A 25,625-nucleotide genomic window follows, 5' to 3' on the forward strand; every position below is an offset into this window, starting at 1 on the left:
GGGCGCCGGCGAGAGCCCCGAAGGAGTGGAGCACAGTGCCCGAGCTGAGGTCCCGTACGGTCACCCACGGTCGCAACATGGCAGGCGCCCGGGCGCTTCTCCGGGCCGCCGGCGTAGCCCGCGAGGACTTCGGCAAGCCGATCATCGCGGTCGCCAACTCCTTCACCGAGTTCGTCCCGGGCCACACCCACCTCCAGCCGGTCGGCCGGATCGTCTCCGAGGCGATCAAGCAGGCGGGCGGCATCCCGCGCGAGTTCAACACCATCGCCGTGGACGACGGCATCGCGATGGGCCACGGCGGCATGCTCTACTCGCTGCCCTCGCGCGACCTGATCGCCGACTCGGTCGAGTACATGGTCAACGCGCACTGCGCCGACGCGCTGATCTGCATCTCCAACTGCGACAAGATCACCCCGGGCATGCTGATGGCCGCGCTGCGCCTGAACATCCCGACCGTCTTCGTCTCCGGCGGCCCGATGGAGGCCGGCAAGGCCACCCTCGTCGACGGCACCGTGCGCAGGCTCGACCTGATCGACGCGATCTCCCAGGCGGCCAACGAGAACGTCTCCGACGAGGACATCGCGATCATCGAGGAGAACGCCTGCCCCACCTGCGGCTCGTGCTCCGGCATGTTCACCGCCAACTCGATGAACTGCCTCACCGAGGCCATCGGCCTCTCGCTGCCCGGCAACGGCTCCGTCCTCGCCACCCACACCGCCCGCAAGGACCTGTACGAGCGGGCCGGGCGGACGGTCGTCGAGATCGCCGACCGCCACTACGGCCAGGACGACGCCTCGGTGCTGCCCCGCGCGATCGCCACCCGCGCCGCCTTCGAGAACGCCATGGCCCTGGACATCGCCATGGGCGGCTCGACCAACACCATCCTGCACCTGCTCGCCGCCGCCCAGGAGGCCGAGCTGGACTTCGACCTGCGGGCCATCGACGCCGTCTCCCGCCGGGTCCCCTGCCTGTCCAAGGTCGCGCCCAACGGCTCGTACTACATGGAGGACGTGCACCGGGCCGGCGGCATCCCCGCCATCCTCGGCGAGCTGTACCGCGGCGGAATGCTCCACGAGGACGTCCACACCGTCCACTCCGACTCGCTCGCCGAGTGGCTCAAGACCTGGGACGTGCGCGGCGGTTCGCCCTCCGCCGAGGCCGTCGAACTGTGGCACGCCGCCCCCGGCTGCGTCCGCTCCGCCGAGGCCTTCTCGCAGTCGGAGCGCTGGGAGTCGCTGGACACCGACGCCGCCAAGGGCTGCATCCGCAGCGTCGAGCACGCCTACTCGGTCGAGGGCGGCCTCGCCGTCCTGCACGGCAACCTCGCCGAGGACGGCTGCATCGTGAAGACCGCCGGCGTCGACGAGTCGATCTGGACCTTCAGCGGCCCGGCCGTGGTCGTCGAGTCCCAGGACGACGCCGTCGAGGCGATCCTCGCCAAGCGGGTCAAGGAGGGCGACGTCGTCGTCATCCGCTACGAGGGCCCCAAGGGCGGCCCGGGCATGCAGGAGATGCTCTACCCGACGTCCTTCCTCAAGGGCCGCGGCCTCGGCAAGGCCTGCGCGCTGGTCACCGACGGCCGCTTCTCCGGGGGCACCTCCGGCCTGTCCATCGGCCACGCCTCCCCGGAGGCCGCCTCCGGCGGCACCATCGCCCTGGTCGAGGACGGCGACATCATCGCCATCGACATCCCGGGCCGGAGCATCTCCCTGGAGGTGCCCGACGAGGTCCTGGCCGAGCGCCGCCGCGCCCTGGAGGCCGCGGGCGGCTACCGCCCGAAGAACCGTGACCGCCAGGTCAGCCAGGCCCTGCGCGCCTACGCCGCGATGGCCACCTCCGCCGACAAGGGCGCCGTCCGCGACGTCACCAAGCTCGGCTGAGCCCCGCAGCACCGCAGTACCGCAGGAGCCGTCCCGCAGGCCGGGGCGGCTCCTCGCGCGTTGGGTGATAATCGACCCCGTGAGCGAGCAGCCCCCCACCCCCGCACCCAAGCCCGCCGGCGCCCCCGAGCCGGAGCCGATCCGCTGGTTCGGCACCAGCTGGGTGAACCGGGACAACGGCTACTGGCTGCGCCGCGTCGCGGTGTCGGCCGGCGCGCTGGTCACGACCGCCGCCTCCGTCCTGCTGCTGCGCTTCGGCGTCGAGGGCGTCGCCCTGTCCGATGGCGGCGGCTTCCTGAACGGGCTGCTGACGGCCGCGATCGCGGTCTGCTCGATGATGTGCGTCATGCGCACCTGGAAGGTCCTCACCGAGGGCAAGGACCAGCTGAGCGGCTGGATGGCCGAGGACAAGTCGCTCGGCGCGGTCTGGCTCATCGGCGGCGCCGGCAGCCTGGCCGCCTACTTCGCCCGCAGCCTGGTCGAGGCCCCCGGCGAGGCGGTCAGGCGCGCCTCGTACGAGCGGGCCGTCGCCCAGTACGAGAAGCGCCAGGCGGGCCGCAGCGGACGGCCCGGCGCCAAGGCGCCGGGCCGGGGCAAGCGCCGGGGCTGAGCCTCAGAGGCGGCTGGCCGCGCCGCACTCGTCGCGGGTCGACAGGTCGTTGCGGCGGTCGTACGGGTCGGTCGTGGGGCCGGTCGGGCGGCTGCCCGGGGTGTCCGGCGACTGCGCCGCGAACTGGTCGAACTGCGGGTGGTAGTAGCCGTCGTAGACGTCGCAGGACGAGTTGGCGGACTCCGACCCGCCGCCCTCGCCGAACACGAGCTTCTTCGGGTTGATCCGGTAGCGGGCCGGGTCGTAGAAGCGGAAGTTGTCGACCCGGCGCACGATCGTGCGCGTGGTCCAGGTGTCCCCGGTCACGTCGGCCGCCGGCACCAGCAGACCCACCGGCTTGGCCGTGCCGTCCTTCGGCGCGGCCGGCTTCGTCGGCGGCTGCCCGCCCGTCGGCGGCTGGGGTGACGCGGCGCGCTTGGCGGCGTCCGGGCCGGGGCGCATCGCGTACACGTAGCTGAAGTCGGCGTGGACGAGGAGGCCCTTGTCCCCGTCGCCCTCGAAGGTGATCCGGCCCTGCACCTTGACCGTGTCGCCCACCTGGACGGCCTCGCGCTGGTCGAAGCGGCTGAACCAGGTGGTCGGGTCGGTGTCCTTGGAGGGGTTCGCCAGCGCGTTGATCGCGCGGTCCCGGTCCTCCCGGTCCAGCAGCGCCAGGGCGGCTTCCGGCCGGCCGCCCGCGATCACCTGCGGGTCCAGGTTGGCGGCGGTCAGGTAGTCCTTGACCAACTGCAGCTGGGCGCCCACCTGTTCGGCGGAGAACGCGCCGGTGGCCTGGGCGTCGGGCAGGACGAGGGCCTCGGCGCCGTTCGGCCAGCCCTCGGCGACGGAACCGGCCCACGGGTGGTCCACGGTCGGCTGCTGCTCGTCGACCTTCGGCGGTGCGGCGGTCGGCTTGGCCGTCTCCGGGGCGACGGTGGGCACGGGGGCGTGGGCCGTCGAGGAGTCGCCGCCGTAGTGGTCGGAGTACCAGCTGCGCAGCCCGTCGAGGTTCAGGGCCGCGAGCAGCACCGCGATGGTCAGCGCGACGTACAGCGGCGCGCGCCAGTCCAGCCGGCGGCGGCGCGGGCGCGGGTTGCCCCACGGGTCGGTCACCGGGGGCTTCGGCGTGCGGCCGAACCGGCGGCCGGCCTTGGCCGGTCCGTCGTTGACCGAGCGGCGGCCGCCCGGGTCGACCGGCGGGGTGTGCTTCCATCGGGCGGCCAGCATCCGGGTGCGCCCGGACTGCTCGGTGACGGCGGCACCCTTGACGAACTCCTCGTCCAGGACGAGGTCTGCGAACGGGTCCTTCTCGCCCGCTCCGGACGGGTCGGACCCGCCCGGCTCACGGCCCTCCGCAGGGCGCGGTTGTGGATCTTCGGCTATCGGCATCGCGCCAGTATGCCGACGGGGTGTGACGATTCGTCGATCGGGGGCACACCTTGTGGTGAACTCGTGCGCGGGCGCGGCGATCCGTCCCGGTCTGTTCCGTTCCGGCCGTGTCCGGCGCGCCCTGCGGGGGCGTCAGTCCTTGGTGCGGGCCTGCTTCACCGACCCCACGATCCCGGCGACGGCCAGCAGGATTCCGGCCGGCAGCAGCGCCAGGAAGAACGCGCCGAACAGGCCCGCGTCCCCGAGCAGCAGCTGCGCCAGCATGTCCAGCACCAGCAGCCCGCCGGCCGCCGGGAGGGCCGACTGCCACGGGTGGTCGTTCGCCCAGCGGCGCAGCCGCCGTTCGGAGGTGTCGCGGCGCAGCTGCCCGCCGACGGTGCCGACCAGGAAGAAGAAGAACAGGGCCCAGCCGGCCGGCCCGGCCAGCATGCCCAGGGACCAGTGCCCGGAGATCGCGTCGATCCCCAGGGCGGTCGCACCCACCACCGCACCGACCCCCGCGGCCGTCCGCCACGGTCCCACGGTCGCCGAGGCGACGGCGAGTTGCCGGTTCTCACGTCGGGACATTTCGTCGTGTGCCATGACTCCACGGTGCTCCCGCGCGGCGCCGGAGGCCATAGGGGAAACCCCCGAGATTCTCCCTAGGGACGCCGAACGCACCGCCGCCGCCGACCACGGGCTGGACGGTCCCGGCGGGTGCCCCCGTGCGGTGCGAGGATGGCCGCAGTACCGAGGTAAGGAGCGGCCATGGGCGCCAGCGCAGCACACGGACAGAAGATCGCCTTCCTGGGCACGGGCAAGATCGGCGAGGCCCTGCTCTCCGGCCTGCTGCGGGCCGGCAAGGACCCGGCGGACGTCCTGGTGACCGCCCGCCGCCCCGAGCGCGCCGCCGAACTCGCCGCCCGCTACGGCGTGGTGGCCGCCTCCAACGCCGAGGCCGCCAAGCTCGCCGACACCCTGATCCTCGCCGTCAAGCCCCAGGACATGGGCACCCTGCTGGAGGAGCTGGCCCCGCACGTCGGCGCGGACCGGCTGGTGATCTCGGCCGCGGCCGGCATCCCCACCGCCTGGTTCGAGGAGCGGCTGGCGGCCGGCACCCCGGTGGTCCGGGTGATGCCCAACACGCCGGTCCTGGTGGACGAGGGGATGAGCGTCATCTCCGGCGGCTCGCACGCCACCGAGGAGCACCTGGAGCGGGCCGAGGAGATCTTCAGCTCGGTCGGCAAGGCACTGCGGCTGCCCGAGGCCCAGCAGGACGCGGCCACCGCGCTCTCCGGCTCCGGCCCGGCCTACTTCTACTTCCTGGTCGAGGCGATGACGGACGCGGGCATCCTGCTCGGCCTGCCCCGGCAGGTGGCGCACGACCTGATCGTGCAGTCCGCGATCGGCGCCTCGGTGATGCTGCGCGACTCCGGCGAGCACCCGGTGAAGCTGCGCGAGGCCGTCACCTCCCCGGCCGGCACCACCATCGCGGCCATCCGCGAGCTGGAGAACCACGGGGTGCGGGCCGCGCTGCTGGGCGCCCTGGAGGCGGCGCGGGACCGTTCCCGGGAGCTCGCTTCCGGGGGGAAGTAGCCGGCTGGGTAGGCTCGACGACATGGCCTACGACCTGGTGATCTTCGACAACGACGGTGTCCTGGTGGACAGCGAGCCGCTCTCCAACCGGGTGCTGGCCGCGTACCTGACCGAACTCGGCTACCCGACCACGGTCGAGGACTCCTACCGGGACTTCATGGGCTGCGCCGCCCACCGGATCCACGACGTGATCGCCGAGCGGTACGACGGCGCGACGCTGCCGGAGGGCTTCGACGAGCTGTTCCACGGCCGGGTCTTCGACGCGTTCGGCACCGAGCTGACGGCCGTGCGGGGTGCGGAGCAGCTGCTGAAGGAACTGCGGCAGCGCTCCGTCCCCCACTGCCTGGCCTCCTCGGCGCACCACGTGTGGATCCGCACCGCGCTGGACGTCACCGGCCTGCGCGGGTACGTCGCCGAGGAGCGGATCTTCAGCGCCCAGGACGTCGGCGTGGGCAAGCCCGCGCCGGACCTCTTCCTGCACGCCGCCCGCACCCTCGGCGTCGACCCGGCCCGCTGCCTGGTCGTCGAGGACAGCCCCAACGGCGTGCTGGCGGCCCGGGCCGCGGGCATGGACGTGTACGGCTACACCGCGCTCACCGACCCGGCGAAGCTGACCGCCGCCGGGGCCACCGGGCTGATCGCCGACCTCTCCGAGGTCACCGCCCTGCTCTGACCCGCCCTGCTCCGACCTGCTCTGCTCCGCCCGGTTCGGCCCAGCCCTTGCGCCCGGCCCTTGCGTCCGGCTGCGGAAAGTCCCTGCGCGACCCCTCCCGCAATCGCGGTCCACCGCCTACGCTCTCGCCAACATCGTCGTACCGGCCAGTAGCGAGGTTCGCCATGAGTGCCGCGTCACCCGCGATCCCGCCCGGCCTGCGCGCCGGGCGGGCCGCGCTCGCCGTCAGCTTCCTGCTCCAGGGCACCACCTTCGCGCTGCTGGTCACCTGCATCCCGGAGATCCAGCACCGGTACGGGCTGAGCGACGCGCTGCTGCCGCTGTTCCTGGCCGCGGTGCCGGTCCTGGCCGGGGTCGGCTCGATCACCTCCGAACAGTTGGTGAAGCGCACCGGCGCGCGGGCCGTGCTGCGGGTCGTCCAGCCGCTGGTCTGCCTCAGCCTCGCGGGCGTCGGCCTCGGCGACACGCTCTGGCAACTCGCCGTCGCGCTCGGGGCGTTCGGCCTGCTGGTGGGCGCGCTCGACGCGAGCATGAACATGCTCGGGGTGGGCCTGCAGCACCGCTACGGCCGCTCGATCATGATCGGCTTCCACGCCGCGTTCAGCCTCGGCGGCATCCTCGGGGCGGCCCTCGCCGGCCTCGGCTCGCACTACGACCTCGGCCTGCCCGTGCTGTTCGGCACGGTCGCGGCGGTGATCGCCCCGCTGGCGCTGCTGACCGGCACCCGGTTCGCCGGGCCGGCCGAACTCGGGGACGCCGTCCGGGAGGCCGCCGAGGCCGCCGCGCGGTCCATCCCCTGGCGGCCGCTGCTGCCGCTGTGCCTGGCGATGGCCTTCGCGTACATCGCGGACGCCTCGGTCTCCAACTACAGCGTCAAGTACCTCACCGACGGCCTGGGCAGCGCCGCGGACGTCGCCAAGCTGTCCTACCTCGGCTACATGGTCGCGATGCTGCTGGGCCGCGCGCTGGGCGACCGGGCGGTGCAGCGCTGGGGCGCCGTCCCGGTGGTCCGGGCCGGTGCCGGGCTGGCCGCGCTCGGCTTCGCGCTGGCCGCCGCCGCGCCCGCCGCCTGGGTGGGGATCGCCGGGTTCACCGTGCTCGGCTTCGGCATCTGCGCCATCATCCCGCAGGTGTTCGCGGCCGGGGGCCGGCTGTTCCCGGCCGACTCGGACGCCGCGGTGGCCCGGTTGAACCTCTTCAACTACGTGGGTTTCCTGATCGGTTCGCCGCTGGTCGGGACGATCGCCGACGCGAGTTCGTACCGCTGGGCGCTGCTCGCCCCGATGCTGCTGGTGCTCGCCGTCCTGCCGCTGGCCGAGCGCTTCGCGCCGGCGCCCGTGCTCGCCCCCGCCACGGTGTGACGGGGGCGAGCGGGGGCGGGTAGGGAGGTCAGCCGATCACGGTGGCCAGCTCGGGCAGGCCGTTGGCCCACAGCTGCTCCTTGGCTCCACCGCCCGACTGGTAGTACTCGTAGTAGACGTACGGTGCCCAGTTCAGGGTGTACGGCCCGGTCCAGGTCGGGGCCGAGGTGATCTGGACGGTGACCGCGACGGTGCGGGTCTCACCCGGGGCGATCGGCGCCCGGAAGTGGAAGTTCGCGTTGTTCCCGTTGAAGGCGCAGTCGGTGGAGTCGCCCGAGCACCCGGTGACCGTGAACGCGCCGGCCTCCTGGTTGGCCGGCCAGATCGGCTGGATGAACTCGTAGGCGAAGTAGATGTCGGTGGTCTCGGTGTTGGTGAGCGAGAGCGTCAGGGTCAGCTGGTCGCCCGCCGCCGCCGTCTTCCTGTCGACGGCGAACGAGCTGCCGCTGACCGCGGCGGAGGCCGGCTGGGCGGCAAAGAGCAGGCCAAGTCCCAGTAATGCAGCGAGAATTACCCCAAGGCGTTGCGCGCTGAATGGCTTCATGGCGGAGAGGATATGAAGTCGTGAAGGTTTTGTCTGTAGGGCCTCCGCCGGGGCTCCGGGCCCCGCCCCCGGCGCGCCCTGGACAAGGCCCGGCCACCCCCACCCGCTACGGTGGAGGCCATGCCCGACGCCGAGCGTGACACCCCCTGCGGCCTGCACCTCTTCTGGGACGAGGCCGTCACCGCCTACGACTTCGGCCCCGGCCACCCGATGGACCCGACCCGGCTGGCGCTCACCATGCGCCTGGTCGAGGCCCTCGGACTGGACACCGGGCCCGGGGTGACGGTGCGGGCCGCGCCGCCCGCCGGTGAGTCCACCCTGCGGCTGGTGCACACCCGGGAGTACGTCGAGGCGGTCAAATACGCCGCCGCCCACCCCGACGAGTCGGATCCCCGGCACGGGCTCGGCACCGACGACAACTGGGCCTTTCCCGCAGTGCATTCGGCCTCCGCGCTGATCGCCGGTCAATCCGTCGCCGCCGCCGAGGCGGTCTGGCGCGGGGAGACCCCGCACGCCGTGAACTTCGCCGGCGGGCTGCACCACGCGATGCCCGCCAAGGCCTCCGGCTTCTGCGTCTACAACGACCCGGCGCTGGCCGTCGCCCGGCTGCTCGAACTCGGCGCCGAGCGGGTCGCCTACGTCGACGTGGACGTCCACCACGGCGACGGCGTCCAGCAGGCCTTCTGGAACGACCCCCGGGTGCTCACGATCTCGCTCCACGAGCACCCCGCCACGCTCTTCCCGCAGACCGGCTGGCCCACCGAGACCGGCGGCCCGGACGCCCCCGGCTCCGCCGCCAACCTGCCGCTGCCGGCCGGCACCGGCGACGCCGGCTGGCTGCGCGCCTTCCACGCCGTGGTGCCCGAACTGCTCACCGCCTTCCGCCCGCAGGTCCTGGTCACCCAGCACGGTGCCGACACCCACCTGGAGGACCCGCTCGCCCACCTCGCCGTCACGCTGGACGCCCAGCGGATGATCGCCGAGGAACTGCACGACCTCGCCCACCGGCTCACCGGCGGCCGCTGGATCGCCACCGGCGGGGGCGGCTACGCCGTCGTGGACGTCGTCCCGCGCACCTGGACCCACCTGGTCGCCACCGCCGCCGGACGGCCCGTCGACCCGGCCACCGAGACCCCCGAGTCCTGGCGCGCCGAGGTCTACCGCCGCACCCGCCGACCCGCCCCGCTGCGGATGACCGACGGCGCCCGACCGGTCTGGCGCGACTTCGACGCGGGTTACGATCCGGCCGACCGACTCGATCAGGCCATCCTCGCCAGCCGCCGCGCGGTGTTCCCCCACCTCGGCCTCCTGGCCTGAGACCGGCATCCCGGCCCAGGTGCGGGTGGGCCGTGCGTACGCCCACTCCCGCGTTCCGCCGAGTGACTACGTACTGCAACAGTCCTATCTCTCACCGTACGAGGACCGCACCTCCCCTCTTCCCACTGGTACCACCCATAACTACTCTGGGGATACACGTGTGCCGGTGGAGTCACCGGAGGGGAAGCCGGTGCCTTGCACACGGGTGAAGGGTCGGGTGATGGTCATGAGTTCCGGCGAACGCCCCTTGCAGGAAGTCGTCTTCCTGACCGTGGCGGAGGTTGCCTCGGTCATGCGGGTGTCGAAGATGACGGTGTACCGGTTGGTGCACAGCGGAGAGCTGCCGGCCATCAGGGTCGGGCGGTCCTTCCGGGTGCCCCAGCAGGCGGTGCACGAGTACCTCAAGGAGTCCTACGTGAGGCTTGAGAGCGCGTAGTTCCGGGTGGGCGGGGGTGGGGCCGCAGCTGCGGATCCCACCCCCGTTCGCCGGGGATTCCCCGCGAGTTTCCCGGTCACCGGGAGCACGATTACGGCCCTGGGCCCGTGGACGGTAGGCTAGGCCGTCCGTCAGTCGTATGGACTCCGTCTCTCACGGGCGAGAGTCTCAGTGAGCGAGGGTTGTTCCGTGGGCTCTGTCATCAAGAAGCGTCGCAAGCGTATGGCCAAGAAGAAGCACCGCAAGCTTCTGAAGAGGACCAGGGTCCAGCGTCGCAACAAGAAGTAACGCCTGAGCCTGCGCTTCGGCCCCGCCCAGGCGGGGGTTATCCGCGGACTCGCGTACAACGGCGCAGGAAGAAGTAGTGCGCCCCGCCTCGGCGGGGTTCAGGCGTTCCACCGCCCGTCCAGGCCTCGGCCTGGGCGGGCGGTGTCGTTTCACGGCCCGGCAGGGCGGCACGGTACGGTGCACGCAGGCCGCTCGGGTCGAGGGAATGGGGTGCACACCGTGGGCGTGGTCGTGCTCGTCACCGGCGTGGCACGCCATCTCGGTGCCCGCTTCGCCGCCGAGGTCCGCCGCCGTCCGGGCGTGGACCTGGTGGTCGGCGTGGACGTGCAGCCGCCCCGGCTGCCGGTCGAGGAGCCGGACGGACCGGCCGCCGAGTACCGCTTCCACCAGCTCGACCTGCGCCGCCCGGCGGTCTCCCGGGTGATCGCCGAACACCGGGTCGACACCGTGGTCCACCTCAGCGTCAGCGCCACCGGCCTGGGCTCCACCAACCGCTCCGCGGTGAAGGAGTCCAACGTCATCGGCACCATGCAGCTGCTCGGCGCCTGCCAGAAGGCGCCCGGGGTGCGCCGGTTGGTGGTCAAGTCGACCACCGGCGTCTACGGCTCCGCGCCCCGCGACCCGGCGGTGTTCACCGAGCGGATCCAGCCGAAGAACCCGCCCGGCGGCGGCTTCGCCAAGGATGCGGCGGAGGTCGAGGGCTACGTCCGCGGCTTCGCCCGGCGCCGCCCGGACGTCGCGGTGACGGTCCTGCGCTTCGCCAACATCGTCGGCCCCGGCGCGGACACCCCGCTCAGCGAGTACTTCGCGCTGCCCGTGCTGCCGACCGTCCTCGGCTACGACCCCCGGCTCCAGTTCGTGCACGAGGACGACGCCGTCGCGGTGCTCTGCCGGGCCGCCGCCGAGGCCGAGCCGGGCACCGTCAACACCGGGACCTTCAACGTGGCCGGGGAGGGCGTCCTGCTGCTCTCCCAGTGCGCCCGCCGGCTCGGCCGGCCGACCGTGCCGCTGCTGCTGCCCGCGGTCAGCTGGATGGCCGGGCTGGCCCGGCAGACCCGGCTGCTGGACGTCTCGCCGGAGCAGCTGCGGCTGCTCACCCACGGCCGGGTGGTGGACACCGCGCGACTGCGCGAGACGCTCGGCTACCGCCCGGCGTTCACCACCCCGGAGGCCTTCGCCGACTTCGCCGCCGCCCAGGGGCCGGGCCTGCTGCCGCCCGAGCGGCTGGCCGCCGTCACCGACCGGCTGGCCGCCCTGCTCGGCCCGGTGCGGGCCCCGGCCGCCGGCGTCCCCACCGTCCGTACCGACCGCCCCCGCCGACCCAGGAGCTGAACCCGCGATGAGTGCCGCAGCCGAGAACGCGCCGGGCGAGGCCAGGGTCATCCCGATCGAGTCCGCCCCCAGCTGGACCTCGCCCGACGACCCCGGGCCCGCCGACCGGCTCGCCGACGCCGTCGGCGGGGCGCTGTCCGGGCAGCTCGGTTCGGCGGCCACCAGGCTGTTCGGCAAGGGCTGGGAGGGCCGGGCCGCGGACGGGCTGGCCTTCCTGCGCCGCCGGATCACCGGCGACTACGAGGTGGACGAGTTCGGCTTCGACCGGGAGCTCACCGAGGAGGTGCTGCTCGCCCTGCTGCGCCCGCTGGCCGAGAAGTACTTCCGGATCGAGGTCCAGGGCGTCGAGCACATCCCGGCCGAGGGCGGCGCGCTGATCGTCGCCAACCACTCCGGGACGATCCCGCTGGACGCCCTGATGACCCAGGTCGCCATCCACGACCACCACCCGCACCACCGGCACCTGCGGATGCTCGCCGCCGACCTGGTGTTCGTGCTGCCGGGCGTCAACGAGCTGGCCCGCAAGGCCGGCCACACGCTGGCCTGCAACGAGGACGCCCAGGCGCTGCTGGAGCGCGGCGAGGTGGTCGGGGTCTGGCCGGAGGGCTTCAAGGGCATCGGCAAGCCGTTCGCCGAGCGGTACAAGCTCCAGCGCTTCGGGCGCGGCGGCTTCGTCTCCTCGGCGCTGCGGGCGAGGGTGCCGATCGTGCCGTGCTCGATCGTCGGCGCGGAGGAGACCTACCCGATGATCGGCAACGTGAAGACGCTGGCCCGGCTGCTGGGCCTGCCGTACGTGCCGATCACGCCGACCTTCCCGTGGCTGGGGCCGCTGGGCGTGCTGCCGCTGCCGACCAAGTGGACCATCCGGTTCGGGGAGCCGATCGCCACCGACGGGTACCCGGCGGAGGCGGCGGACGACCCGATGCTGGTCTTCGACCTGGCCGACGAGGTGCGCGAGACGATCCAGCACACGCTCTACAAGCTGCTGGTGCAGCGGCGGTCGGTGTTCTTCTAGGTTTCCCGCTGGGTTTCCCGCAACCCGTGGGGCCTCCCGTGCCTCCGAGGCGCGGCGGACCCGCGAGGCACGGCCGAGGGCCCCGGCGATCCTGGAACTCCAGGTGTCGCCGGGGCCCTGCGCCGTCCGGTCAGCCGTCGGGCGGCCGTCCGGTCTGCCGCCGGTCAGCCGAGGAGCCGCAGCCCGGGCAGCAGGCCCGGGATCAGCGGGGGCACCTCGACGCCCTGCGGCTGGCCGGCGGCCGGGGCGCTGGGCGTGCCGGAAGGCGGCTGCGGTGCCTGCGGCGGGGCCGGGGCGGCGCTCGGCGAGGTCTTGCCGCCGGTGAGCCCGCTGGTGAGGTCCCCGACGAGCCCGTTGACGGCGTCCGGCGCGCTGGTGGGCAGGGTGCTCGGCAGGCCGCCGCCCTTGGCGCCGGTGCCGCCGGGCGTGCTGGCGCCGGTGCTGGCGGGGGCCCGCTCGGCGCCGCCGGGGCGGTTGTTGCCGCCGCTGGTCGCGCCGCTGGCGCCGCCCTGGGCCGGGCCGTTGCCGGGCGCGGCGCCGGAGCCGTTCGCCGGGGCGTCGGCGGGGGCGCCGCCGGTGGCCGGGCCGGCCGTGTCGCCGCCCGCTCCGGTGCCGGCCGGGCCACCGCTCTTGGCGGCGGGCTGGGCCAGGCGCAGGGGCGCGACGTCCTCGCTTATGTCGTCGAAGAGCTGGTCGACCAGGTGGGCCTGCTGGGTGAGCTGGACGGGCAGCTGGCCCGCCAGTTCGGTCCAGCGGCCGTCCTCGCCCTGGGCGAAGCCGGCCAGGGCGCGCATCGGGCCGAGCGAGCCGTTGCTGCGGTAGACCGAGCGGAGCAGCTCGCGGCCCTTGATGGCGTCGGCGTGCATGTCGTCCAGCGCGCGGCGGACCCGTTCGACGGTGCCCGGGCTGAGCCCGGTGGCCGGGCCGGGGTGGCCGACCAGGGTCTTGGCCTCGCCGAGCCTGGTGGCGGCGTTGTCGAGCAGCAGTTCGCCGCGCTCGGAGTCGGTGTCCGCCAGGTCGAGCCTGAGCCCTTCGAGGCCGCGCTTCATGCCGTACAGCGTGTCCCCGGGGAGGGCGTTGGAGCTGGCGGCGGCGGCGCCGGCGAGGCTGCCGACGGCCAGTCCGGCGACCAGCCCGCCGATCGCGAACCGGCGGCTCCAGCGGCCGCGCGGCGCCATCCGGATGGCCCGGTGCCGGCGTTGGCGGGGCACCGTGGCGCCCGGTCCGCCGGCGAAGGCCTGCTCGAACGCGGCCATCAGCTGCGCGCGTTGGACGGTCCGTACCTCCGGGTCCAGCGCCGGTCCGGGCATCGCGCCCAGTGCGTCGGTCAGGCCGACCAGTTGGGCCATCGCGACCGAACCGGCGCCGGTGGCAGCGGTGTTGGCCGATTCGGCGTCCGCTGCGCCGCGCTGCTCCGCCCGGTGGGCCTCCAGCGCCTCGGCGAAGGCCTTCGCCCGTCGGTGCTCCAGCACGTTTGCCGTCACGGGCCACACCTCCCTTCGTCGTTGTCGACACCCCGGCCTGCCGGACGGTTGCCTCGGCGGGCCAAAGCCACTCCATCGGGTGACAGGTCGCAATTCGGCTTGACCGTACGCCTGGTGGGGACTTGCACGCTGGCCAACGAGTGGTGCGGGCGGTGGGTTACGCGCGGCTGATCATCGGATCGACCGTTCACCCGGACGTGTCGGCCGGGTGCGGCTGGTGACGGCCGACCGGTCCGCCCGCCGGCTATGCCGTCCCCGGTCACCGCGGCCTCACCGGGCGTCCGGCGGCAGCAGCCGGGCCAGGGTGCGGACGGCGCGGTACTGGAGGGTCTTGATGGCTCCCTCGTTCTTGCCCATGATCCGCGCGGTCTCGGCCACCGAGAGCCCCTGGAGGAAGCGGAGCGTCACGCACTCCTGCTGCTGCGGGTTGAGCCGGTGCACCGCGTCCAGCAGGGCGGCGTTGGAGAGCGACTCCAGCACCGACTCCTCCGGGCTGCGCTCGCACTCGTTGGAGTCGAGCATCTCGCCGGTGGTCACCTCCAGCCGGAAGCGGCTGGACTTGAAGTGGTCGGCGACCAGGTTGCGGGCGATGGTCACCAGCCAGGCCCCGAAGTCCCGGCCCTGCCAGGTGAAGGTGCCGATCCGGCGCAGCGCGCGCAGGAACGTCTCGCTGGTGAGGTCCTCGGCGGTGGCCCGGCTGCCGACCCGGTAGTAGATGTAGCGGTAGACGGTGTCCGCGTAGTGGTCGTAGAGCCGGCCGAAGGCCTCGCTCTCGCCGGCCTGGGCCCGCTCGACCAGCTCCATGATCGGGTTGTGCTCGGTCTCGTAGCCGGGGCTCGGCGCGGTCCGGGCGCGGCCGCGGCCGACGCCGGTGCTGCCGGTGCGGCCGCGCGAGCCGGTGCCGGTGGAGCCAGCCGCGGTGGTGCGCAGCGCCAGGCCGGAGCCGTGCGGGTGGCCGAACGGGGCGCCGGCGGGCACGAGTTGGGGCGAGGCGGCGAGCTGGCTGCGGAGCAGGTTGCGCAGCAGGTCCAGGCCGGTGGAGATCTGTCGGTCGGCGACGGGGCGGCCGCGGAGGCCGGTGCGGGGGCGCAGGGGCGCGGACGACGGGCGGGAGGGTGCAGGCGCGTCGTTCCGGACGGGTGGGTACACGGGACTCCCAGAGGCAGAACTGTGGACGGATCACCTCCGCCTGCGCGGAGAGCACTCCCGCGCCGCCCGTTCGAGCGGGGCGCGTGGGTGACGTGCATCCAGGAGAGAATAACGCTTTGTGCAATGACAGCTACACCGTGTGGTCGAAGTGGTCGTTTGGGATCCATTTATCGCGCATATTCGGCTGACACTGACCGGTCCTGTCGTCGTTCATCCGGCTCAACGTGACCGTTCGGGCGCCCAGGGTGACCAATTCGGCGGTCGGACCGGTGGTTTCCCAGTCTTGAGGCCCGGCAACCCCCGACTTTCCCGGTCTGGCGAACGATCAGAACCAGTCACCGGCTGACAGGTTCGTTCATTAGGCCGGAAAGCCGTACCGGAAACGGGAGTTCGCCCGTACGAGGGGCCAGGTCAGAGGCCTGGTTGACGGCTGGTCACCCGCGCAGGGAGGCCGCGGGGAGGCCCCGCGCAGGCCCGTCGGAGGGGGCGCGACCGGGGGAGGCGGACGCCCGTCAGGCGCAGCGGCGGCGGCGGTTCAGGGCCACCCCGGCGGCCGCCGCACCCGCGAGCACCCCGAGCGCGGCCGCGGCCGGCAGCCCCACCCGGGCCGCCTTCCGGCCGGTCCGGAAGTCCCGCACCCGCCAGCCCTGGGCCCGGGCGTGGCGGCGCAGCGCGCCGTCCGGGTTCACCACGTACGGGTGGCCGACCAGCGAGAGCATCGGGATGTCGTTGGCCGAGTCGCTGTACGCGGCGCAGCGGTCGAGGTCCAGCCGCTCGTGCCGGGCCAGCGCGTGCACCGCGGCCGCCTTGGCCGGGCCGTGCAGCAGCTCGCCGACCAGCCGGCCGGTGTACCGGCCCCCGTCGACCTCGGAGACGGTGCCCAGGGCGCCGGTCATGCCGAGCCGACGGGCGATCACCCGGGCCACCTCCAGCGGGGCGGCGGTGACCAGCCAGACCCGCTGGCCGGCGTCCAGGTGCATCTGGACCAGGGCACGGGTGCCGGGCCAGATCTTGTCGGCCACGACCTGCTCGAAGACCTCCTCGCAGATCGCCTCCAGGTCGGCGGTGCGCTTCCCGGCGACCAGGCCGAGCGCGGTGTGCTGGGCGTCCGAGATGTGCTCCGGGTCCTCGGCGCCGTTCAGCCGGAACCAGGCCTGCTGCCAGGCGAACCGGGCGATGTCGCGGCGGGTGAGGAAGCCGTGCCGGTAGAGGCCGACCCCGAGGTAGAAGATCGCGGCCCCGCGCAGGATGGTGTTGTCGCAGTCGAAGAACGCGGCGGCGCGCGGGTCGCCCGGCTCGGGGGTGTGGTTCTCGGCCGGGGCCTTGGGCGCCTTGCCGGGCCTGCCCGCGGCGGGCGCGGCGCTCTCGGCCGGAGGAGTGCTTGCGGCGGGTGCGGCGCTCTCCGCGGTTCTCTCCACCGGGCTCCCCGCGGGGGCGGTGGCCGGCGCCGGATCGGCCTGCAGCGCAGCTGCCGCCGCCTCGGCGGCAGCCTCGCCCGCCAGGGCGCTCCGCTCGGTGGTGGAACGCTTCGTCTGGGTGAGCCTTCGGAGCACGGCCATGTCATCGAGCATAGCCAGCCGGGCGCGCGGCGGCCGTGACGACGGCGTGCCCGCGCGGTGAACACCGGGCGGTCCCGGGCTCCGGCGGGGCGGTCGTCGGGCGGGCGGACAATGGCCGGGTGAGCCCACTGCTGCGACGTGACAAGAGCCCGAAGCCCGCGCCGGCCGACCGCACCGTGACCCTGGTCGGCAAGCCCGGCTGCCACCTGTGCGACGACGCCCGGGAGGTGATCGTCCGGGTGGCGGGCGAGCTGGGCGCGACCTTCGAGGAGAAGGACATCACCCAGGACGAGGAGTTGTACCGGCGCTACTGGGAGCAGATCCCGGTGACCCTGATCGACGGCCGCCAGCACGACTTCTGGCGGGTCGACGAGCGCCGCCTGCGCGCCGCCCTCGGCGGCTGACCGCTCCCGCGCACCGGCGCTGCCGCCCCGCCACTCGGCGGGGGCGGTTCGCCGAATCGTTGTCGAAGACACCCCGGTCCGGCTTGGGCCGGGCCCGGTTGGTCGGCTTACGATCGAACGCGTTTGCGCCCGAGGGGGGCTGAGCACACGAGGAGTGCCGCCATGCTTCCCGGCCCGACCCCTGGGACGCCCGAAGCCCCGCAGGGCGCCCGGGGCTTCGCCGTGGTGGACGTGGAGGCGACCGGCCGCAGCCCGTGGCGGCACCGGGTGGTCGAGATCGCGGTGGTCCTGCTGGACGAGCGGCTGCGCCCGGAGGCGGAGTTCGCCACCCTGCTCGACCCGCTGGGCCCGGTCGGTCCGACCCATGTGCACCGGATACACCAGGCGGACGTCGAGGGCGCCCCGCGCTTCCGGGAGATCGCCCCGCGGCTGCTGGAGCTGCTGGCCGGCCGGGTGCTGGTGGGTCACCACGTCAGCTGCGACCACGGATTCCTGGACCGCGAGTTCGCCCGGATCGGGGTCGCGCTGCCGCCCGTGCCGCTGCTGTGCACGATGCGGCTGGCCCGCGCCCACCTGCCGCAGGCCCGCGGCCACGGCCTGGCGGCCTGCGTGGAGGCGGCGGGCCTGGGCTGGTACCCGGCGCACACCGCGCTGGGCGACGCCCGGGTGACCGCCGAGCTGCTGCGGCACTGCGTCGGCGTCCCGTCCTGCCCGCCGGACGACTGGGCGGGCCCGCTGCGCGAGGCGGCCCGGGTGCCCTGGCCGCGGCTGGGACGGGCCCGCTCCCGCCCGTCCGGCACGCCCGTCCCGCTGGTGCGCCGGGAGGCGCCGTACGGCCCGTGGCTGCCCGGGGTACCCGCCCCGGCCGTCCTCCTGACGGAGCGCGGTGCTATGGGTTCGACGGCGTGATGCGCATCACTGTGTGGGGACAAAACGGACACCATCTTTGTGCACACGTTCACAAACGCATAGCCTGGCTGCCAAAGCCCAGCTTCACCCACAGGAGCACCGTGGCAATCGGCCGATCACCACAGAGCAGTTCGCAGACGCCCGACCAGGGCGCCGCGCGCCGACCCTCGCGTGCCCGGGGCATCCCGGAGGCGACCGTCGCCCGCCTCCCCCTCTACCTGCGCGCGCTCACCGCGCTCTCCGAGCGTTCGGTGCCGACGGTCTCCTCCGAGGAGCTGGCCGCCGCCGCCGGCGTGAACTCGGCGAAGCTGCGCAAGGACTTCTCCTACCTGGGCTCCTACGGCACCCGCGGCGTCGGCTACGACGTCGAGTACCTGGTCTACCAGATCTCCCGCGAGCTGGGCCTGACCCAGGACTGGCCGGTCGTCATCGTCGGCATCGGGAACCTCGGCCACGCCCTCGCCAACTACGGCGGCTTCGCCTCCCGCGGTTTCCGGGTGGCCGCCCTGCTGGACGCCGACCCGAACGTGGTCGGCGGCAGCGCGGCCGGCCTGCCGGTGCGGCACATGGACGAGCTGGAGTCGATCGTCGAGAGCCAGCACGTCTCGATCGGTGTGATCACCACCCCGCCCGGCGCCGCCCAGCAGGTCTGCGACCGGCTGGTGGAGGCCGGCGTCACCAGCATCCTCAACTTCGCCCCGACCGTGCTGACCGTCCCGGACGGCGTGGACGTGCGCAAGGTCGACCTCTCCATCGAGCTGCAGATCCTGGCCTTCCACGAGCAGCGCAAGGCCGGCGAGGAGCCGGACCGCGCCGAGTCGGTGCTGGACCGCGCCCCGGGCCCGGTCCGGGCGGCGGCCGCCAAGCTGCGCCGCGCGGCGGGCGGCAGCGGCAAGGGCCGCGGCACCGCCGAGCCCGCGGCCAAGGACCAGGCCGAGCCGGGCCAGTCCGGCAAGGGCGAGGAGGGCGATCTCCCCGCGGTGATGCCCGCATGAGCGAGCGAGTCAGTCGCAGGGCGCAGGTCGTGCGGAGCTCCCGCCGAGCGGTGCGGGGCGGCCGCATGAGTACGGACAACCGTGGGACCTGGGGGCGGGCGTGAGTCTTCTCGTCGTTGGACTGAGCCATCGCACGGCGCCGGTCGGCGTGCTGGAGCGCGCCGCGCTGACCGGTGAGGTGCCGACCCGGCTGCTGCACGACGCGGCCGCCACCGCGACCGTCGCCGAGGCCGCGCTGCTCAACACCTGCAACCGGATCGAGCTGTACGCGGACGTGGACAAGTTCCACGCCGGCGTCGCCGAGCTGTCGCTGCTGCTCGCCCACCACAGCGGGGTGGACCTGGAGGAGCTGACCTCCCACCTCTACGTCCACTACGAGGACCGCGCCGTCCACCACCTGTTCTCGGTGGCCTGCGGCCTGGACTCGATGGTGGTCGGCGAGGGCCAGATCCTCGGCCAGCTGCGCGACGCGCTGGCCACCGCGCAGGAGGAGCACACCGCCGGGCGCGGCCTGAACGAGCTGTTCCAGCAGGCGCTGCGGGTCGGCAAGCGGGCGCACAGCGAGACCGGCATCGACAAGGCCGGCCAGTCGCTGGTGACCTTCGGCCTGGAGCAGGTCGCGGCGGGCGCGGGCGAGATCGCCGGCAAGCGGGCGCTGGTGGTCGGCGCGGGCTCGATGAGCTCGCTGGCCGCCGCCACCCTGGTCCGCTCCGGCGTCACCGACGTGCTGATCGCCAACCGGACGCCGGCCCGCGCCGAGCGCCTGGTCGAGATCCTCGGCTCCGGCGTGGCCCGCACCCTGGACCTCGCCAAGGTGCCGGAGGCGCTGGCCGACGTCGACCTGGTGATCTCCTGCACCGGCGCGGCCGGCGTGGTGGTCAAGGCCGGGGACGTGGCCGCCGCGGTCGCCGCCCGCACCGCCGACCAGCCGCTCGCCCTGCTCGACCTGGCCATGCCGCGCGACGTCGACCACGCCGTGCACGAGCTGCCCGGCGCCCTGCTGGTGGACCTGGAGAGCCTCTCCCACGCGCACGCCGCCACCCCCGGCGCCGGTGACGTGGACCAGGTCGGCCGGATCGTCGCCGACGAGGTGGCCGCCTTCGGCGCCGCCCAACGGGCCGCCCGGATCGCGCCGACCGTGGTCGCGCTGCGGGCGATGGCCTCCGGCGTGGTCTCCGCCGAGCTGGGCCGGCTGGACTCCCGGCTGCCCGACCTGGACGAGCGCTCCCGCGCGGAGATCACCCAGACCGTCCGCCGCGTCGTCGACAAGCTGCTGCACGCCCCGACCGTCCGGGTGAAGCAGCTGGCCGCCGAGCCCGGCGGCGCCTCCTACGCGGACGCGCTGCGCGAGCTGTTCGACCTCGACCCGGCGGCCGTGCACGCCGTGTCGGGCACACCCGTCGGCGGCCCCCAGCCCTCGGGCGGAGGCGCCAGATGAACCGTCAGCCATCCCACGAGTACCACCGGGACGATCACCTCATGAATGGTCAACCGATCACGGAGCAGACTCCGGCCGCCACCGCGACCCTGCGGCTCGGCACCCGGCGCAGCGCGCTCGCCATGGCCCAGTCGGGCATGGTGGCCCGCGAGGTCACCCGGGTCACCGGGCGCCCCGTCGAGCTGGTCGAGATCACCACCTACGGCGACACCTCCCGGGAGGCGCTGGCGCAGATCGGCGGCACCGGTGTGTTCGTCTCCGCCCTGCGGGACGCGCTGCTGGAGGGCCGGATCGACTTCGCCGTGCACTCGCTCAAGGACCTGCCCACCGCCGCCCCGGAGGGCCTGGCGCTGGCCGCCGTCCCCGAGCGCGAGGACGCCCGGGACGCCCTGGTCGCCGCCGAGGGCCTGACCCTGGACGAGCTGGTGGAGAAGCTGGCCGGCGCCGGCCGCCCGGCCCGGATCGGCACCGGCTCGCCGCGCCGGATGGCCCAGCTGAACGCCTGGGCGACCGCCCGCGGCGCCGCGCTGGAGACCGTCGCGATCCGCGGCAACGTGGACACCCGGATCGGCTACGTGACCAGCGGTGAGCTGGACGCGGTGGTGCTGGCCACGGCCGGCCTCAACCGGCTCGGCCGCAGCGCCGAGATCTCCCAGCACCTCGACCCGGAGCTGATGGTCCCGGCCCCCGGCCAGGGCGCGCTCGCGATCGAGTGCACCAGCGCCGACACCGACCTGACCGCCGCGCTCGCCGCGCTGGACCACGCCCCCACGAGGGTCGCCGTGGTCGCCGAGCGGGCCCTGCTGGCCACCCTGGAGGCCGGCTGCTCGGCTCCGGTGGCCGCGCTGGCCACCTGGGTCCGGCCGAACGAACTGCGGCTGGAGGGCGTGGTCGGTGACCCCGACGGCGCCGCCCTGCTGAAGATGTCCGCCAACGGTCCGATCGTCCTCGACGAGACCGCCGAGCAGCACGCGACGGCCCTCGGCCGCGCGCTGGCCGCCCGGCTGCTCGACGCGGGCGCGGCCACCCTGATGGGGGAGCGAGCCCGATGAGCCCCACCGCCGCCACCGAAACCCCGTTCCCGGGCGGCCAGTCCGCCACCGGACGGTGCACCTTCCTGGGCGCGGGCCCCGGGGACCCGGGGCTGCTGACCCTGCGCGCGGTCGAGGTGCTGTCCTCGGCCGACATCCTGGTCGCCGACCCGCTGACCGCGGTGGCCGTGCGCACCCACTGTCCGGCCGGTGTGCAGGTGCACACCCCGGCGGCCGAGGGCGCGGACTTCAACCTGGCCCGGCTGGTCGCCGAGGCCGTGCGGGCCGGCAAGCACGTGGTCCGCACCGTCGACGGCGACCCGGGCCTGGACGGCTGCGCCGCCGAGGAGATGCTCAGCTGCGCCGGCGACGGCATCCCCTTCGAGGTGATCCCGGGCGTCGCCCAGTCGGTCGGCGTCCCGGCGTACGCGGGCGTCCCGCTGCGCGGCGCGGCCGGCACCGACGTGCGCTTCGTGGACGGCACCGCGCTGCTGGCCGGCAGCCCGGTGGACCTGGGCGCGCCGGAGACCACCCTGGTGGTCCGGACCACCCTGGGCCAGCTGCCGGCCACCGCCGGCGCCCTGGTCGCCAACGGCCGCAAGCCGGAGTCGGCGCTGAGCGCCACGCTCTCCGGCACCACCACCCGGCAGCGGACCTTCACCTCCACGCTGTCCGGCATCGCCGCCGACCTGAAGGCCGCCCGGGTGCTGCCCTCGCCGGTCTCCGCCCCGGTGGACCCGGCGACCTCGGTGATAGCCGTGGTGGGAGAGCAGGTCGCCCACCGGTCCTCGCACTCGTGGTTCGAGACCAAGCCGCTGTTCGGCTGGAACGTGCTCGTGCCGCGCACCAAGGAGCAGGCCACCGGCCTGTCCGAGCAGCTGCGCTCGTACGGCGCGGTGCCGCAGGAGGTGCCGACCATCGCGGTCGAGCCGCCGCGCACCCCGCAGCAGATGGAGCGGGCCATCAAGGGCCTGGTCACCGGCCGCTACGAGTGGATCGCCTTCACCTCGGTGAACGCGGTCCGGGCGGTCCGGGAGAAGTTCGAGGAGTACGGCCTGGACGCCCGCGCGTTCGCCGGGATCAAGGTCGCGGCGGTCGGCGAGACCACCGCGCAGGCCCTGGTGGACTTCGGCGTGAAGCCGGACCTGGTGCCCTCCGGCGAGCAGTCCGCGGCCGGCCTGCTGGAGGACTGGCCGCCGTACGACCCGGTGTTCGACCCGATCGACCGGGTCCTGCTGCCGCGCGCCGACATCGCCACCGAGACCCTGGTGGCCGGCCTGGTCGAGCTGGGCTGGGAGGTCGACGACGTGACGGCGTACCGGACGGTGCGCGCCTCGCCGCCGCCGGCCGAGACCCGCGAGGCGATCAAGGGCGGCGGCTTCGACGCGGTGCTCTTCACCTCGTCCTCGACCGTGCGGAACCTGGTCGGCATCGCGGGCAAGCCGCACAACGTCACGGTCATCGCCTGCATCGGCCCGGCCACCGCCAAGACCGCCGAGGAGCACGGCCTGCGGGTCGACGTGATGGCCCCGGCGCCGTCGGCGGCCGCGCTGGCCCAGGCGCTGGCAGACTTCGGGGCCAGGCGCCGCGACACCGCCACGGCCGCCGGCGAGCCGGTCTACCGGCCCAGCGAGCGCCGTCCGGGTTCGCGCCGCAAGGCCCGCTGACACCCTCGGGACCGGGGGCGGCGATCCGTCGCCCCCGGCACTGCACAACCGTTCGGAGAGAGAAGCCGTGTCCGCTGAATTCCCGTACGTACGCCCGCGCCGGCTGCGCCAGAGCCCGGCGATGCGCCGCCTGGTCGCCGAGACCCGGCTGCACCCGGCGGAGCTGATCCTGCCGCTGTTCGTCCGCGAGGGCGTCAGCGAGCCCGTCCCGGTCACCTCCATGCCGGGCGTGGTCCAGCACACCCGGGACACCCTGCGCAAGGCCGCGGTGGAGGCGGCCGAGGCGGGCCTGGGCGGCCTGATGCTGTTCGGCGTGCCGGCCGTGCAGGACGCCACCGGCAGCGAGGGCACCAACCCGGACGGCATCCTCCAGCAGGCGATCCGCGACGTGGTCGCCGAGGTCGGCGACGCCCTGGTGGTCATGTCCGACCTCTGCCTGGACGAGTACACCGACCACGGCCACTGCGGCGTGCTGGCCGCCGACGGCAGCGTGGACAACGACGCCACCCTGGAGCGCTACGCCGAGATGGCCCGGGTGCAGGCGGACGCGGGCGTCCACCTGGTCGGCCCGTCCGGCATGATGGACGGCCAGATCGGCGTGATCCGGCGGGCGCTGGACGAGGCCGGGCACCAGGACGTGGGCATCCTCGCCTACACCGCCAAGTACGCCTCGGCGTTCTTCGGGCCGTTCCGCGAGGCGGTCGGCTCCTCGCTCAAGGGCGACCGCAAGAGCTACCAGCAGGACCCGGCCAACGCCCGTGAGTCGCTGCGCGAGCTGGAGCAGGACCTCGCCGAGGGCGCCGACCTGGTGATGGTCAAGCCGGCCATGGCCTACCTGGACATCCTGCGCCAGGTCGCCGACGCCTCCCCGGTGCCGGTCGCCGCGTACCAGGTGTCCGGCGAGTACGCGATGGTCGAGGCGGCCGCGGCGAACGGCTGGATCGACCGGGAGCGGATGATCATGGAGACGCTCACCTCGATCCGCCGGGCCGGGGCCGAGCAGATCCTCACCTACTGGGCGGTCGAGGCCGCCGCGATGCTCAAGTAGCCCGCGCCGCAAGGCAGAAGCAGGGCAACGAGAAGGCCGGGCCGCTCCCCGTGGGAGCGGCCCGGCCTTCCGGGTCCTACTTCCAGCCGTTGATGTGCGCGAAGCCCTCGCCGCCGCCGATCACGTCGGTGGAGGTGGCGGCGCCGCCGCCGAAGCCGCCGGCGATGACGTCGCTGGTGTGGCCGACGCCGAAGCCCGCACCGGCCGCGAACGGGTGGTCGCCCGAGGCGACGAACTCGCCGCCGCCCGCGAAGCCGACGTGCGCGAACGCCGGGGTGGCGGCACCCGCGAGCGCCAGCGCGGCGGTGGCGGTCAGTGCGGCCTTGGCCAGCTTGCTCTTCATGGAAATGCCCTCTCTTTCGGAGCGCCCCGGCGGGCGCTGCCTCTGACACGTGATCACATCCGGGCGTTCGGGCCGACACCCCACGCGCCGGTCCGAACGCCCGCTCACCCGGCCGGTCCGCGCCTGTTCGGCGGCGGCCGGCCGGACACCTCGCCCGTGGCGCCCGAAGCACCCGTAGCGCCCGGAGGGCCCGGGGAGACGTACCTCCCCGGGCCCTCCGTCCGTGCCGTGCCCCTTGATCAGCCGATCAGGTGCGAAACGCCCGCGTCGCCCGAGGACTGGGTGTTCTGGCCGACGTTGCAGATCTGCTTCGGGGTGCTGTTCAGGACGGGCACCTCGACCGGAACCGCGACGCCGACCACGGCGACGGCGATGTTGTGGACCTCCGGCAGGCAGATGTTCGCGTTGTCCAGGGTGTGGAAGTTCGGGCTGCCGTTGCCGTGGGTGCCGGTCTGGTTGGTGCCGCCGTTGCCCTGGACGGAGGTGGCGGCGCCGTCCGAGTCGACGATGGCGGAGGCCGAGCCGGCGGACATCGCGATGGCGGCGGCGGCCAGGCCGGCGGCGGCGAGGGACTTCTTGATCATTTCCGGTTTTCCTCTCGAGGGGTGAATCGGGGAGCGATTCGAAGGGTGGTTCAGGGGGAGTGCAGCTGGGGGAACGGTCAGCCGATCAGGTGGGACACGCCCGCGTCGCCGTGGCTCTGGGTGCCCTGGCCCTGGGTGCAGTACTGCTTGCCACCGCTGTTGGCGATCGGGACCTCGACCGGGACGGCCACGCCGAGCACGCCCACCGCGATGTTGTGGATCTCGGGGAGGCAGACGTTCGCGTTGTCCAGGAAGTGGAAGTTCGGGCTGTTGTTCCCGACCGTGCCGGTGAAGTTGGTGCCGCCGTTGCCCTCGATGGAGGCTGCGGCGCCGTCCGCGTCACCGATCGCCGAGGCGGGCGCGGCGGCGGCGGCCAGCGCGGCGACGGCCAGGCCGGCGGCGGCGAAAGACTTCTGGATCATGGGAAGATCCCTCTCTGAAATGCTCTTGGTTTCCGTGCGTACAACGCGTAGAACGCTCAGACCCGGTCTGCAGTGACTGACGTCCAGATCAAAGAATGACGGCACGGAAGGTTACGGGGATTTTTGAAAAGAGTCCGGGAGGCGCGTCGAAGAGTGGTTTCCGGTCGGATTATTAGGCCGAACCGGTTAACCG

Annotated in this window: 26 protein-coding genes; 17 read left to right on the plus strand and 9 right to left on the minus strand. The window is 73.8% G+C overall.

Translation table 11 applies throughout. The features are described 5' to 3' along the window. The first annotated feature begins 35 nt into the window (after positions 1-35). Both ilvD and OG556_RS19990 read left to right on the plus strand, forming a co-directional pair. A complete protein-coding gene (gene ilvD / locus OG556_RS19985; RefSeq protein ID WP_371518295.1) occupies positions 36-1,880 on the plus strand; it encodes a dihydroxy-acid dehydratase in 1,845 nt (614 codons plus the stop codon). A 79-nt stretch (positions 1,881-1,959) separates the two neighbouring features. Then, on the plus strand, positions 1,960-2,490 hold the full coding sequence (locus OG556_RS19990) for a hypothetical protein (RefSeq protein WP_371518297.1): 531 nt from the start codon (positions 1,960-1,962) through the stop codon (positions 2,488-2,490). Positions 2,491-2,493: 3 nt separating this feature from the next. On the opposite strand, the gene OG556_RS19995 is transcribed toward OG556_RS19990, so the two are convergent. Continuing rightward, a complete protein-coding gene (locus tag OG556_RS19995) occupies positions 2,494-3,858 on the minus strand; it encodes a hypothetical protein (protein ID WP_371518298.1) in 1,365 nt (454 codons plus the stop codon). Positions 3,859-3,990: 132 nt separating this feature from the next. Then, positions 3,991-4,440: a hypothetical protein gene (locus OG556_RS20000; protein WP_159398487.1), complete on the minus strand. Its 450-nt coding sequence runs from the start codon at positions 4,438-4,440 to the stop codon at positions 3,991-3,993. Positions 4,441-4,605: 165 nt separating this feature from the next. Between OG556_RS20000 and proC the strand changes: the two genes are divergently transcribed. The 3 genes from proC to OG556_RS20015 all read left to right on the plus strand — a co-directional run bounded on the left by proC (position 4,606) and on the right by OG556_RS20015 (position 7,467). Continuing rightward, positions 4,606-5,433, plus strand: a complete 828-nt coding sequence (gene proC / locus OG556_RS20005) for a pyrroline-5-carboxylate reductase (RefSeq protein WP_063348845.1) — start codon at positions 4,606-4,608, stop codon at positions 5,431-5,433. Between the two features lie 22 nt (positions 5,434-5,455). Next, positions 5,456-6,106, plus strand: coding sequence for an HAD family hydrolase (locus OG556_RS20010; RefSeq protein WP_371518300.1), 651 nt, complete (start codon positions 5,456-5,458; stop codon positions 6,104-6,106). 164 nt (positions 6,107-6,270) lie between these two features. Then, positions 6,271-7,467: an MFS transporter gene (locus tag OG556_RS20015; protein ID WP_371518301.1), complete on the plus strand. Its 1,197-nt coding sequence runs from the start codon at positions 6,271-6,273 to the stop codon at positions 7,465-7,467. Between the two features lie 28 nt (positions 7,468-7,495). On the opposite strand, the gene OG556_RS20020 is transcribed toward OG556_RS20015, so the two are convergent. Further along, positions 7,496-8,011 (minus strand): hypothetical protein, encoded by a 516-nt coding sequence (locus OG556_RS20020; protein WP_371518302.1) that lies wholly within the window; start codon positions 8,009-8,011, stop codon positions 7,496-7,498. Positions 8,012-8,131: 120 nt separating this feature from the next. Here OG556_RS20020 and OG556_RS20025 point away from each other — a divergent pair, with 120 nt between their 5' ends. The 5 genes from OG556_RS20025 to OG556_RS20045 all read left to right on the plus strand — a co-directional run bounded on the left by OG556_RS20025 (position 8,132) and on the right by OG556_RS20045 (position 12,399). Then, positions 8,132-9,328, plus strand: coding sequence for an acetoin utilization protein AcuC (locus OG556_RS20025; RefSeq protein ID WP_363617807.1), 1,197 nt, complete (start codon positions 8,132-8,134; stop codon positions 9,326-9,328). Between the two features lie 226 nt (positions 9,329-9,554). Further along, positions 9,555-9,764: a helix-turn-helix domain-containing protein gene (locus OG556_RS20030; protein WP_063351305.1), complete on the plus strand. Its 210-nt coding sequence runs from the start codon at positions 9,555-9,557 to the stop codon at positions 9,762-9,764. 189 nt (positions 9,765-9,953) lie between these two features. Next, a complete protein-coding gene (locus tag OG556_RS20035) occupies positions 9,954-10,052 on the plus strand; it encodes a 30S ribosomal protein bS22 (RefSeq protein ID WP_003948845.1) in 99 nt (32 codons plus the stop codon). Between the two features lie 219 nt (positions 10,053-10,271). Then, entirely contained in the window at positions 10,272-11,384 is a 1,113-nt protein-coding gene (locus OG556_RS20040; RefSeq protein ID WP_363618043.1) for an NAD-dependent epimerase/dehydratase family protein, read from the plus strand. A gap of 7 nt (positions 11,385-11,391) precedes the next feature. Further along, complete coding sequence (locus tag OG556_RS20045; RefSeq protein WP_371518304.1) at positions 11,392-12,399, plus strand: lysophospholipid acyltransferase family protein; 1,008 nt, start codon at positions 11,392-11,394, stop codon at positions 12,397-12,399. A gap of 164 nt (positions 12,400-12,563) precedes the next feature. Here the strand turns inward: OG556_RS20045 and OG556_RS20050 are convergent, their stop codons facing one another. The 3 genes from OG556_RS20050 to OG556_RS20060 form a co-directional block, all read right to left on the minus strand. Continuing rightward, positions 12,564-13,883 (minus strand): DUF5667 domain-containing protein, encoded by a 1,320-nt coding sequence (locus tag OG556_RS20050; RefSeq protein WP_371518305.1) that lies wholly within the window; start codon positions 13,881-13,883, stop codon positions 12,564-12,566. A 270-nt stretch (positions 13,884-14,153) separates the two neighbouring features. After that, on the minus strand, positions 14,154-14,975 hold the full coding sequence (locus tag OG556_RS20055; RefSeq protein ID WP_063351307.1) for an ECF subfamily RNA polymerase sigma factor, BldN family: 822 nt from the start codon (positions 14,973-14,975) through the stop codon (positions 14,154-14,156). A 569-nt stretch (positions 14,976-15,544) separates the two neighbouring features. Continuing rightward, on the minus strand, positions 15,545-16,591 hold the full coding sequence (locus OG556_RS20060) for an HAD family hydrolase (RefSeq protein ID WP_371518306.1): 1,047 nt from the start codon (positions 16,589-16,591) through the stop codon (positions 15,545-15,547). Between the two features lie 119 nt (positions 16,592-16,710). Between OG556_RS20060 and OG556_RS20065 the strand changes: the two genes are divergently transcribed. The 7 genes from OG556_RS20065 to hemB all read left to right on the plus strand — a co-directional run bounded on the left by OG556_RS20065 (position 16,711) and on the right by hemB (position 24,083). After that, positions 16,711-16,995 (plus strand): glutaredoxin family protein, encoded by a 285-nt coding sequence (locus tag OG556_RS20065; protein WP_063348853.1) that lies wholly within the window; start codon positions 16,711-16,713, stop codon positions 16,993-16,995. A gap of 162 nt (positions 16,996-17,157) precedes the next feature. Further along, a complete protein-coding gene (locus tag OG556_RS20070; RefSeq protein WP_371518308.1) occupies positions 17,158-17,904 on the plus strand; it encodes an exonuclease domain-containing protein in 747 nt (248 codons plus the stop codon). 101 nt (positions 17,905-18,005) lie between these two features. Then, a complete protein-coding gene (locus OG556_RS20075; protein WP_371518310.1) occupies positions 18,006-18,899 on the plus strand; it encodes a redox-sensing transcriptional repressor Rex in 894 nt (297 codons plus the stop codon). 100 nt (positions 18,900-18,999) lie between these two features. Beyond that, entirely contained in the window at positions 19,000-20,337 is a 1,338-nt protein-coding gene (locus OG556_RS20080) for a glutamyl-tRNA reductase (RefSeq protein WP_063348855.1), read from the plus strand. Between the two features lie 41 nt (positions 20,338-20,378). Beyond that, positions 20,379-21,389: a hydroxymethylbilane synthase gene (gene hemC, locus OG556_RS20085; protein WP_363587777.1), complete on the plus strand. Its 1,011-nt coding sequence runs from the start codon at positions 20,379-20,381 to the stop codon at positions 21,387-21,389. Next, positions 21,386-23,035, plus strand: a complete 1,650-nt coding sequence (locus OG556_RS20090) for a uroporphyrinogen-III synthase (protein WP_371518312.1) — start codon at positions 21,386-21,388, stop codon at positions 23,033-23,035. The genes hemC and OG556_RS20090 overlap by 4 nt, the downstream gene beginning before the upstream one ends. A gap of 67 nt (positions 23,036-23,102) precedes the next feature. After that, positions 23,103-24,083 carry a porphobilinogen synthase gene (hemB, locus tag OG556_RS20095; protein WP_371518313.1) on the plus strand — a complete coding sequence of 327 codons (981 nt, stop codon included), beginning with the start codon at positions 23,103-23,105 and terminating at the stop codon, positions 24,081-24,083. A gap of 76 nt (positions 24,084-24,159) precedes the next feature. On the opposite strand, the gene OG556_RS20100 is transcribed toward hemB, so the two are convergent. From OG556_RS20100 to OG556_RS20110, 3 genes are all read right to left on the minus strand, one after another. Then, positions 24,160-24,426, minus strand: coding sequence for a hypothetical protein (locus OG556_RS20100; RefSeq protein ID WP_371518314.1), 267 nt, complete (start codon positions 24,424-24,426; stop codon positions 24,160-24,162). Positions 24,427-24,665: 239 nt separating this feature from the next. After that, a complete protein-coding gene (locus OG556_RS20105) occupies positions 24,666-25,010 on the minus strand; it encodes a rodlet layer protein (protein ID WP_188309838.1) in 345 nt (114 codons plus the stop codon). Between the two features lie 77 nt (positions 25,011-25,087). Further along, positions 25,088-25,432 carry a hypothetical protein gene (locus tag OG556_RS20110; protein WP_030232098.1) on the minus strand — a complete coding sequence of 115 codons (345 nt, stop codon included), beginning with the start codon at positions 25,430-25,432 and terminating at the stop codon, positions 25,088-25,090. Between the last annotated feature and the right edge of the window lie 193 nt (positions 25,433-25,625).

The organism is Kitasatospora sp. NBC_01300 (genome assembly GCF_041435235.1).
GTDB lineage: Bacteria > Actinomycetota > Actinomycetes > Streptomycetales > Streptomycetaceae > Kitasatospora.